The organism is Bacteriovorax sp. DB6_IX (assembly GCF_000447775.1).
Lineage (GTDB): Bacteria > Bdellovibrionota > Bacteriovoracia > Bacteriovoracales > Bacteriovoracaceae > Halobacteriovorax_A.
On the sequence record NZ_AUNJ01000002.1, the window covers coordinates 1 to 10,775 of the forward strand.

The following is a 10,775-nucleotide window of genomic DNA, read 5'->3' on the forward strand; positions in this document are numbered from 1 at the left end:
CNGAAAAAGCAAAGGACTATAATTTTATCGCTATCAATGCAGGAGACTCTCCTAAGAAAATCAAGCGTTTCATTAAGAAGTATAAATTCAAATATAATATCCTACAGGATCGCTCAAGAGAGCTTTCCAAAAGTTGGGGTATTGATTCTCTTCCTATAACTGTTATTCTAGATAGCAATGGGAAGGTCATTTATAGTGGAATAAGACCTCCAAAGAGTCTCTTATAGAAAAAGAAAAAATACTCCTATTCCTATCGCTTTATTTGCTAACTTGCTCAAGCTCCCTAGCGGCAAAAGTAACATTACAAGTAAAGAAGCCAAACCACTCTCTTGTCTTTAGAGAGAATAAGAATATGGTTGAATTCCACCCCAATTCAAGCCTGCACTGGGGTATTAAAATATCTGGTGACTATTTCTACTTTGAATATGGCCAAAGAATCCCAAATACTAATTATGGTAAATCAGATATTGGTAATGACTCATATAAAGACTATAGGCTCGGTCTTAATTTCTCTAATTGGTTCCATGAAGTCTCCTATCGTTTATATGAGGGATTTAATAGCTCAGAAGAAGACAGTACAAGAAATTGTGATCTCTGTGCCACAAGGGCAACTCTTCACAGTAAAGAATTCAGCTATATCATGCTAGCAGCGCTTGACTCCAAGTTTCAAATGAAGGCCGTGACAAGTTCTGGTATCGGTGGAGTGAAAGGCGGAAGCTCTTTTATTTTTAAGTTCTACCTTAATCGTTTGGATATTAAAGACTCTGGCCCAATTGTTGGAACGGACCCAGATAATAAGTTTCCAGAGTTCTCAGAAATAAAGGAAGTTGACAGTCGCCAAATTGGCCTGGGAATCGGATATGGTTCAGTCATCCCTTTAGGAAGCGCGTTCTATTTTGCCTATTTAGCAACGGCTGCTGGTGGACATCAGGAGTACGAATTAAGCAAAGACAATTCAAGCACAGATGGCTCAGGTCTAGCTGGGCAGTTTAGCTTGAGATTAAATCTTGGGACCCAGGGAAAAGATTTAACAGGGGGACTAAAAGGCTACCTCCATACAAATCTCTATGACTTAGGAAGTAATCTTAATGTCGCCTCAGTGAATTATGCGATCTATACCTATCTCGTTTTCAATATCTAGAATAAAAAAAAGGGCGGTCCCTCAACCGCCCTTCAATACACACACATACACTTACAAACAATGAGAGTTTGTAGAGACTTCCTCATCCGGGAAGACGAGGTTCCCTTGCGGGATAATTGATTTAATATGTTTAATTTCTCGGCGACCGTCACCATGTCTCTTTGGAGACATTTGCTCTTCTCTCACGGCCAGCTCTTCATCAAACTCAAGCATATCTTTGTGGATTAATTCCAACTCGACATTACTTGTGTCATATTGATTTACCATTCTTGTTGGTAGCGCTTGAATACCATTAATAAATGTTCCCTCTTCATTCTTAGTAAGACCTAAGAATAAAACCACTGAAGAACGTTGTGCGATCTTTTTATTCAAACATTTCTGATCACCCTTACATTCAGATCTTTTTCCACCTTGATTCGAAGCAAAGTTTCCAAGAGAGTAAATAACGAATCCCTCGCTTCCATCTTCTCTTACAACTTTCTCCATTGGTTGAAGAACGTGTGGGTGTGAACCAAGAACAGCAGTCGCTCCCATTTTAATCCACTTTCTCGCGACAGACTTTTGTCTTTCAGATGCTTCAGATACATATTCCTTACCCCAGTGTGGAGTAATAATAATGGCATCAGTCTCCCCCTTAAGCTTCTCAATTATACTTTTGATTCTCTTCTTACCTTTTGTTGATTCACAGTACATAACCTGGTCGTACTTATCACTAAGACCGTAGTTAACAAAGAAAGTACATCCAATCCAACCAACTTTTACTCCATTGATATCAGTTACTCTATACCAATCAGAAAGACGGTCACGCTTTTGCTTTTTCTTTAATCTAGTCCCAATTAACTCAAGGTCTTCTTTTTCAATTTCCTTAATTGTTTCATCAACTCCACGAGACCATCTGTCTAGAGAGTGATTATTCGCAGTTGATAGAATATCAATACCGCTATTTTTTAAGTCACGAATGACTTTGGGATGGTAATTAAACCTTGGGTAACTTGAGTAAACTTTCCCATCATAAACAAAACCAGGATCTTTTACTCTATTACCACTCTTATCAGTTCCTGATGCCGCAGGAGACTCTAGATTCCCATACGCAAAATCAACACTTTTAAAGTAAGGAATAACATCTCTCCATAGAGTATCAAAAGAATTCTCCTTGATAGCTCGTCTTTGTAGCGTCTCGTGAAGAAGTATATCTCCAACTGCTGAAATCGTGATGCGGTTCCCCTCCTCACATGCACGATCAAAACGTATCGTTTCAAGTGCCGAAGCATTGATTGCCGAAGCTATAGATAATGTTAGTCCTAATACTTTAAAAGTTTTCATATTTCCCTCATAGGCCTTCACTCATTCAAGTGAAGACCTAGGTTATAAATTTAAAATCTTATTCTTACTTGTAGTTTTTAACATCCATAAAAGATGGGAATTTCTGTGATCTAAATCCACCTTTGATAATTCCCTCTGCCTTTGGATGGGCATACCCTTCAAGAAGACCTGTATCGACATTGAAAGATCCAACAAAAGCATCCGCTGGGATTTTATAGAGGTTACATCCCTTTCTCAGCTTTCTGTAATCAGATCTTAAATTCGACGAGTCTGTCTCGCGACATTTCGAAGACTTATTCTTTTGTTGTGTTACCAGTGGAAAGTTTTTAAATTTAAATGTTCCCTCTTCAAGAATTCTCTCAGAAGAAACACCTGACTCTTCTACTGATTGCTTATGAGAAGAGATTGCATCTTTATGTGTTCCACGAACACCATCTTTAGTTAAGGCAAAATCCCAAGTAAATTCTTGATCTTGGTTATAGTTCTTCTTAACAGAAGCTTCGTCCTGGTACTTTTCTAGTGCGTAGATCTTAACAATAGGTGTTCCAACAGGAAGTAAGTGTCTTAAGAAAGCAACTGTAGGGTTACTTACTCTTGAACAACCAGAACTTCTTAGTGATGTGAATGTATTTGCAATCGCACCCCAGAAATCTTCACCTTTTGCTCTTTTAATATTTTCTTCAGAAGACTCGGCCCAACCAATTGTTCCGTGTGTCCATTGATCCTGTCCATAGTTAGGCTCAACGAGAGCTGTATACCAACCAAAGGCTCCTCTCATCATTCCAGAGTGAGAACATTTTCTTTTTCCATCTTTAGTCGTACAGTACTCCCAAGGCATATACTCACCCTTGAACCACTTAGACCAACTATCTTCTTTTTCAGGCTGTGCTGGATATGTTGGATCAAACCATGACGGGTAATGTCCACCTGGTCTATCTTGATAAAACTTATGCCATTCAAAGATTCTATAGTTACCAACTTGAGTTCTCTTTCCAAACTTCTTGTCGCCTTTTTTAAATCCTGCAACAAAATCAGTTTGAAGAATTAGTTTTGGTGGACAAGAATTATCCTTACAAACTCTTTGGTAAACTCTAAGCTTTTCTGTCGCAATATTTTGAACCATGTAAACATCGGCATCAAAATTCTTATAATCTTCATACTCAGAAAGATGTCTTAATTTTACAAAGCGAGTCTTACCTTTCATTCCCCAATCTGTTGAAGAATTAATTTTTACCTGAATATAGTCTTCTCCAAGTTCTTCCGCCATTCCCACGACAGTGAGTCTATCAAGACGACCGATCATTCTATCTCTCTTCAGTTTTCCATTTGAAGAGGTATATGTGTTGATGTAACGGTCATAGACCATAACTTCATCACCTACATTTAATTGTTCTTTTGATGAAAACTTTTCTGGTACTCTACCGGCCTTAAAACCAGTTTCTGAAAAGTTATTTACTGAAATATCCTTGGCATTTGGGTATGAATAAGGCTTTGCTGTTGCCGATAAGGCACAAGCTACCGAAATTCCAAGTGTAAGCTGTTTCAAGACTTGCTTCTTCACGTTTCCTCCAAGAAAGTCAAAATATGTGTTGCGATCACTTTCTACCACATTGCGTCACACTTTTCATCGAAACAACGCCACCCTTGCATTTTTTACAACATGCGTCATGTTTTATCCTTGTGATTTATCCTATATAGGTAGATAATATGGAGGATGCATAAATACTTGTTAATACTGACTTTATCTTTAGTTTGCCAAGCTAATGAGCTGAAAATAGGCTTATTTGAGCTCTATCCATACGTTTACAGGTCTCAAGGAAGTTATCACGGGGTCATGATTGATTTCCTTAACGAAGTTAATCATCAAACAGACCTAAAATTTGTTTACAAAGTCACTCCCTACCCAAGACTGATTGAATCTTTAAAGAATGATCAAGTCGACATTGGGATTCTCTACCCAAACTCGATGGCCGGTATAGATAAACAAAAGCTCTTTCCAACTCTTGGAAATCAAAACTACATTATAAGTTTTAAACACAAGAAACTAGATCTTCACCTTATGCCAAAGACAATTGGAATTATAAGAGGAGCTAGTTACAGTAACTTTGTTGATGACTACCCGAAAAAATATAAGATCCCTTTAAAGAACTACGAGATTGGAATTAAAATGGTGAAAGCAAAGCGCTTAGACTACTTAATGATTCCATCGACAGTCCTCTATTCACTTTGCCCGATGAAAGTTTGTGGAAACTCTAAACTAACTTTTGTTGAGCCAGTCAATGAAAAGAAAAACTGGGTTCATGCCACAAAGCTGGCCAAACCAAAAATACTAAAGAAATTTAGGGCCGCTCACGATTTTGTTCTCAAGAAACAAGGCTACCAACATCTTCACGACTTATTAAATAGAAAATAGAATTCGGTTTTGCCGATGTCATGATTTTTTATCACGTTATTATGATAAAAAAGAAAAGAACCATGCCTAAGGAATAAGCTTGAATTTCGTATCGCTTGAAAATACATACCACCTCTTAATTACTATCTTCTTTATTAGTGTTTACTTCTTAGTAAATTTTAAGATCAAGCGTACAGAGAAGAAGCGTCTAAAAGGTATTAAAAATAGAGAGATCAATGACGCTATTGAAACAGAGTCTCCCTATAAGAACCAAGAAAAAGTACTCAAGCAATATGGAATAGATGCGATGGAGTTTCGCTTTAGCTTTATGGCCAAAGCGTTTCCTGTTATTCTCTTCTTAATTTGGATTCTCTTATCGCTGATTCCTTATTTGGGAAGTATTCCAACGGTCTATATTTCATTAATCACGGCCGTTATCTCAGTTATCATCGGGGTTTCATTTCGTCCCTTCTTAGAAAATCTCTTCGCTGGAGTCATTATTTCCTTTTTTAGATCTATTAAGGTTGGTGACACTGTTAGAATAGATGGGCACTATGGACTTATTGAAGAAATCACTCTCACCTATGCCGTTTTAAAACGTTGGGACTGGAATAGAATTATCATTCCAAACTCACAACTACTGCAAAAAGAAATTCAAAATCTCACCATGAAAGATGAATATATCTGGGCCCATATTGAATTCTTTGTTGCTCCGGATGCTGACTTAGAACTAGTTGAAAAAATGGCCATCGAATCAGCTAAGGAATCTGAGTATTTTGCAGACAAGGAAGACCCATCATTCTGGGTTATAGAACTTGAAAAGGATGCGATCAGGTGCTGGATTGCAGCATGGGCGGGCTCTCCAAGTGATGCCTGGGAACTTCGTAACGACACGCGAAAATTTCTTCACAAGAAACTTAGGAATCATAAAATACGCTTCCACGAGAATTATCACCATACTGCAATGCCCACTTCTTAAGTGGGCCTATTTCACTAAATTGAATTTTTCACAATCTTTGACACTTCTTGACTAAATTCCTACAATTTTAATTGCAACACAAGCACGGAGACAAAATGAAAATAAACACACTTATGACGAGTACTCTACTCGTAGCGACACTGGTGTCATGTAACGCCAAGAAATCATCAAACAAAACATTTGTCTATTGTTCGGAAGGATCGCCAACAGCGTTTAATCCTCAAGTAACAACTGATGGAACATCTAATAATGCTTCAGCACATACGATCTATAATCGACTTGTTGAATTTAAAAGAGGAACGACGGAAGTTGAGCCGGCACTGGCCGAGAGCTATACAATTTCAGATGATCAATTAACTTATACATTTAACCTAAGAAAAGGTGTTAAGTTTCACACAACGAAATACTTTACTCCAACCAGAGAGTTCAATGCAGACGATGTGATTTTCTCATTCAATAGAATGTATAAAAAAGATCACTCATTCCATAAAGTAAGTGGAGGTACTTATGAGTACTTCAATGGAATGGGAATGGGTGCACTAATTAAAGATATTAAAAAGGTTAATGACTACCAAGTTCAAATTGTTCTAAACCAGGCCGAAGCACCATTTCTGGCAAATATGGCAATGAGCTTTATGAGTGTTCTCTCTGCTGAGTATGCTTCTCAATTAGAAAAAGCAGGAAAGAAAGAAGAGATCGACAACTTTCCAGTTGGAACAGGTCCATTTATCTTTGGCGCCTACCAAAAAGATAATGTCATTAAATATTCGGCCAATAAAGACTACTTTAAAGGTGCTGCAAAAGTTAACAAGCTTGTCTTCTCAATTACACCGGATGCTTCAGTTCGCTACCAAAAACTTAAGGCCGGAGAATGTCACCTTATTAACGAACCATCACCAACTGATCTTGATGCCATGAATGCGGCAGAGAATATCAAACTCCAAACAGGAGCTGGACTCAACGTTGGTTACCTGGCCATGAATACAGAGAAAGGTCCATTCAAGAATACTGATGTTAGAAAGGCCGTTCATATGGCACTCAATAGGGATTCTTATATTGATGCTATTTATTTAGGACATGCCAAAGTGGCAAAGAACCCACTTCCTCCAACAATCTGGTCATACAACTCTAATGTGACTGATTATAATTACAATCCTGAAAAAGCTAAGGCCCTCCTTGCAAAAGCTGGATACCCAAATGGTTTTGAAACAACTCTTTGGACTCTTCCTGTTTCACGCCCATACAATCCAAATGGAAAGAAAATGGGTGAACTTATGCAAGCGGACCTTGCTAAGATTGGAATCAAAGTTAAGCTTGTGACTTATGATTGGCCGACTTATTTAAAGAAGTCTTCAAATGGTGAGCACGAAATGCTTCAACTTGGTTGGACTGGAGATAATGGAGATCCAGATAACTTTCTTCATATTCTCCTCGGATGCCAAGGTGTTAAGGCAGGATCAAACTACGCAAGATGGTGTGATGCTGATTTTGACAAACTTGTGACAAGAGCAAAACAAATCACTGATAAAGCAGAGAGAACATCTCTTTACGAGAAGGCCCAAGTTATTTTCAAAGAAAAAGCACCATGGGTTACAATCGCACACTCGACAATTTTCAGGGCCATGGCCAAGAATGTAGAAGGTTATACTATTGACCCTCTTGGTGGTGATATGTTTGATAAGGTGGAGCTCAAATAATGAGAAGCTCTGCCTTAAAGTTTCTAAAAGAAAAACTAATTCAATTAATCCCAACTCTTGTTGGGATTTCTCTTTTTTCCTTCTTCATCATTAGAATGATTCCGGGTGATCCGGTCATGCTCATGTTAGGAGAAAGAGGATCTGACCCTAAAGTTTATCAGGAAATGACAAGGAGTTTAGGTCTAGATAAACCTGTTCTCGAACAGTATGGAATCTATATGAAGAACGCTGTTCAAGGTGATTTCGGGAGATCTATCGTAAGTAAGAGACCTGTCACGGATGAATTCTTTGCACGCTTTCCTGCGACTCTTGAGCTCGGAGTTTGTGCCATGATCTTTGCGATCTTAATTGGAATCCCGGCCGGAGTCTATGCAGCGGTTCACCGCAACTCAATACCTGATTATATTTTAATGGGCGGTTCACTAGTAGGCTACTCCATGCCAATTTTTTGGTGGGGACTCATCCTGATTATTATCTTCTCAGTAAACTTAGGTATAACACCTGTCTCAGGAAGACTCTCTGTTATGTTTGATGTCCCAACAATAACTGGGTTTATGCTAATTGACTCCCTCTCACCACAAGTGCTTGCAGATGAAGGACTGGCGCCATTTTTTAGCGCCATTAGACACCTCATTCTTCCAACTATTGCTATGGGAACAATTCCTCTCGCAGTCGTTGCAAGAATGACAAGATCTTCAGTCCTTGAAGTTCTAAGAGCTCCCTATGTCCAAACAGCGAAGGCCAAAGGACAAAGCTTCAATAAAGTCGTTTGGAAACATGCTTTTAGAAATGCACTTATTCCAATCGTCACAGTTATAGGACTACTCTTTGGAAGTATCATCACAGGAGCAATCCTCACGGAAACAATTTTTTCGTGGCCAGGTATTGGAAAATGGCTTGTCGCCAGTATCCACGCAAGAGACTATCCCGTCATTCAAGGTGGAATTCTCTTTATTGCATCGATGGTTATTATGATTAACTTTTTAGTAGATATTATCTACAGCTACGTAAACCCAAAAATTAGATAGGTAAATATAGAAATGGAAACCACTCAAGAAGTAGGATTTAAACATAATCTCAAGGAGTTCTTGGATCATTTTAGCGATAATAAAGGAGCCGTATTCGGACTCGGTCTCGTCATGGGCTTTATCACTCTCGCAATCCTTGCTCCAATTATAGCCCCTCACAGTGCCAGTGAAGTCTTTCCTGGACAACTTCGTCTGCCTCCCTTTTGGGCAGAAGGCGGAAGTATGAAGTTCCTACTGGGAACAGATGATCTTGGAAGGGATACCTTCAGCCGTTTGATCTGGGGCGCTCAAATATCTCTCTTTGTCGGTGTCTCAATTGTCTTTCTCTCAACCCTTATTGGTACGGCCCTTGGTCTTATTTCGGGCTACTTTGGAGGAAAGGTCGATATTGTCATTATGAGATTTATTGATATCTTAATGGCCTACCCAAGTATTCTATTGGCAATCATTGTTGTTGCGGTTATTGGCCCAGGAATGGTTAATGCAATTATAGCTGTTGCCATTGTTGGTGTCCCATCTTTTACGAGATTGATCAGGGCAAATGTTCTTGAATTGAAAGAGCGCCAATTTGTCATGGCCGCCAAAACATTTGGTGCAAGCCCGTGGAGAATTATGCTAAAAGAAATTCTTCCAAACTGTACAGCGGTTCTCATTGTTCAAACAACTCTTGGCCTAAGTGAAGGTATCTTATCTACTGCGGCCCTTGGTTTCTTAGGTCTAGGAGTTCAAGCTCCAACTCCTGAGTGGGGAATTATGCTCTCAGATGCAAGACCTTATATTGAAAGTTCTCCTTGGCTCGTGACGCTTCCAGGACTTTGTATTTTAGCTGTCGTACTTGGACTCAATCTCTTTGGAGATGGTTTAAGAGATGCTCTAGACCCAAAACTTAAGAGGTAGTCATGTCATTATTAGTTGCAAAGAATCTACAAATACAATTTCAAACAAAGAAAGGAATCATCACGGCAGTTCGAGATGTCTCTTTTACTATTGAAGAAGGCGAAACTCTTGGTGTCGTTGGAGAATCAGGTTGTGGGAAAAGTATTACGAATATGGCCCTAATGGGACTTCTTCCTGAAAATGCTATTGTGACAGCAGATGAGCTCAGCTTCAATGGTGTCAATCTATTGGGAATCTCTGAAAAACAGTGGCAAGACATCCGTGGCGGAAAGATGGGGATGATTTTTCAAGACCCCATGAATAGCTTAAATCCGTGTTATACAGTTGAAGATCAAATTGATGAGGTTCTTCGTATTCACTGCCCAGAAATGAGTAAGCATCAAAGACACGAAAAGATTCTCTCTCTTCTTCTTGATGTTGGAATACCCGCTCCTAAAGAAAGACTTAAGGCTTACCCCCATGAGCTTTCAGGTGGGATGAGCCAAAGAATAATGATTGCAATGGCCATTGCATGTAACCCAAAACTTCTCATTGCCGATGAGCCGACAACAGCTCTGGATGTGACAGTTCAACAACAGATTCTTGAGCTAATTGAAAAGCTACAAGTTGAACATAATATGTCTGTTATTTTTGTAAGTCATGATCTCTCAGTTGTTAAAGATATTACGAAGAAAATTCAAGTAATGTATGCGGGAGAAATTATAGAATCTGGTTTAACCAAGGATATTATTGAATCTCCTCAACACCCTTATACAAAAGGACTACTTGATTCGATTCCATCTTTTCATGAGTCTAAAGACGATGAACTCTTCTCGATTCCAGGGCTAGTTCCTGATTTACATGCCAGACCACAAGGTTGCCAATTTGAAGGAAGATGCTTTCATCGAAAGGACGACTGTCAAAGCAAATGGCCACTATTAGAAAAGGCCACAGATAGAGTTTATAGGTGTCACTACCCTTTAGAAAAGAAATAGTGGATAACTTAAAATAAAGAAACGAAATGGCAAATATTATGAATGAAACATTAGTTGTAGAAAATCTCAAAAAGTTCTATCAAGTCAAAGGAAAAGACCAACTTGTTAAGGCACTTAACAATGTCTCTTTCACTCTCGCTCCAAGAACAACACTAGGAATTGTTGGTGAGTCTGGTTGTGGAAAAAGTACCTTGGCCAAGACACTTATGAACTTAGAGAAGAAAACGGAAGGAAGTATTTCTTTTTCAGGTAAGAGTTTTGATGATATTTCAGATAAAGAGAGATATCAGACAATGCAAATGGTTTTTCAGGACCCTCTAGACTCTCTAAATCCTCGTAAGAAA

11 protein-coding genes are annotated in these 10,775 nt (G+C 38.8%); 9 read left to right on the forward strand and 2 right to left on the reverse strand.

The annotated features are described in order from the left end of the window. Both M901_RS00035 and M901_RS00040 read left to right on the forward strand, forming a co-directional pair. Positions 1 to 227 (forward strand): TlpA disulfide reductase family protein (locus M901_RS00035; RefSeq protein WP_034719082.1); only part of this gene is annotated, 227 nt, incomplete at its 5' end. 35 nt (positions 228 to 262) lie between these two features. Next, entirely contained in the window at positions 263 to 1,141 is an 879-nt protein-coding gene (locus M901_RS00040; protein WP_021276095.1) for a DUF4421 family protein, read from the forward strand. 51 nt (positions 1,142 to 1,192) lie between these two features. Here M901_RS00040 and M901_RS00045 read toward each other — a convergent pair whose 3' ends face one another. Next, entirely contained in the window at positions 1,193 to 2,464 is a 1,272-nt protein-coding gene (locus M901_RS00045) for a CapA family protein (protein WP_053335799.1), read from the reverse strand. 64 nt (positions 2,465 to 2,528) lie between these two features. Continuing rightward, positions 2,529 to 4,025 (reverse strand): hypothetical protein, encoded by a 1,497-nt coding sequence (locus M901_RS00050; protein WP_034719084.1) that lies wholly within the window; start codon positions 4,023 to 4,025, stop codon positions 2,529 to 2,531. Between the two features lie 153 nt (positions 4,026 to 4,178). Between M901_RS00050 and M901_RS00055 the strand changes: the two genes are divergently transcribed. The 7 genes from M901_RS00055 to M901_RS00085 all read left to right on the forward strand — a co-directional run. After that, the gene (locus tag M901_RS00055) at positions 4,179 to 4,877 is read left to right on the forward strand and encodes an ABC transporter substrate-binding protein (protein WP_081653277.1); all 699 of its coding nucleotides are present in this window, start codon (positions 4,179 to 4,181) and stop codon (positions 4,875 to 4,877) included. Between the two features lie 79 nt (positions 4,878 to 4,956). Further along, positions 4,957 to 5,835: a mechanosensitive ion channel family protein gene (locus M901_RS00060; RefSeq protein WP_021276090.1), complete on the forward strand. Its 879-nt coding sequence runs from the start codon at positions 4,957 to 4,959 to the stop codon at positions 5,833 to 5,835. A 95-nt stretch (positions 5,836 to 5,930) separates the two neighbouring features. Beyond that, the gene (locus tag M901_RS00065; protein WP_021276094.1) at positions 5,931 to 7,532 is read left to right on the forward strand and encodes an ABC transporter substrate-binding protein; all 1,602 of its coding nucleotides are present in this window, start codon (positions 5,931 to 5,933) and stop codon (positions 7,530 to 7,532) included. Beyond that, a complete protein-coding gene (locus M901_RS00070) occupies positions 7,532 to 8,560 on the forward strand; it encodes an ABC transporter permease (RefSeq protein WP_021276091.1) in 1,029 nt (342 codons plus the stop codon). Before M901_RS00065 ends, M901_RS00070 begins: the two co-directional genes overlap by 1 nt. Before the next feature lie 12 nt (positions 8,561 to 8,572). Beyond that, on the forward strand, positions 8,573 to 9,457 hold the full coding sequence (locus tag M901_RS00075) for an ABC transporter permease (protein WP_021276086.1): 885 nt from the start codon (positions 8,573 to 8,575) through the stop codon (positions 9,455 to 9,457). A 2-nt stretch (positions 9,458 to 9,459) separates the two neighbouring features. Beyond that, positions 9,460 to 10,431 carry an ABC transporter ATP-binding protein gene (locus M901_RS00080; RefSeq protein ID WP_021276093.1) on the forward strand — a complete coding sequence of 324 codons (972 nt, stop codon included), beginning with the start codon at positions 9,460 to 9,462 and terminating at the stop codon, positions 10,429 to 10,431. Between the two features lie 26 nt (positions 10,432 to 10,457). Then, on the forward strand, positions 10,458 to 10,775 hold a 318-nt coding region (locus tag M901_RS00085; RefSeq protein WP_021276088.1), incomplete at its 3' end, for an ATP-binding cassette domain-containing protein.

Excerpts from the sequence above, each read along its gene's own strand:
- M901_RS00045 (WP_053335799.1), bottom strand. The coding sequence starts at position 2,464 with ATGAAAACTTTTAAAGTATTAGGACTAACATTATCTATAGCTTCGGCA.
- M901_RS00055 (WP_081653277.1), top strand. The coding sequence starts at position 4,179 with ATGCATAAATACTTGTTAATACTGACTTTATCTTTAGTTTGCCAAGCT.
- M901_RS00065 (WP_021276094.1), top strand. The coding sequence starts at position 5,931 with ATGAAAATAAACACACTTATGACGAGTACTCTACTCGTAGCGACACTG.
- M901_RS00070 (WP_021276091.1), top strand. The coding sequence starts at position 7,532 with ATGAGAAGCTCTGCCTTAAAGTTTCTAAAAGAAAAACTAATTCAATTA.
- M901_RS00075 (WP_021276086.1), top strand. The coding sequence starts at position 8,573 with ATGGAAACCACTCAAGAAGTAGGATTTAAACATAATCTCAAGGAGTTC.
- M901_RS00080 (WP_021276093.1), top strand. The coding sequence starts at position 9,460 with ATGTCATTATTAGTTGCAAAGAATCTACAAATACAATTTCAAACAAAG.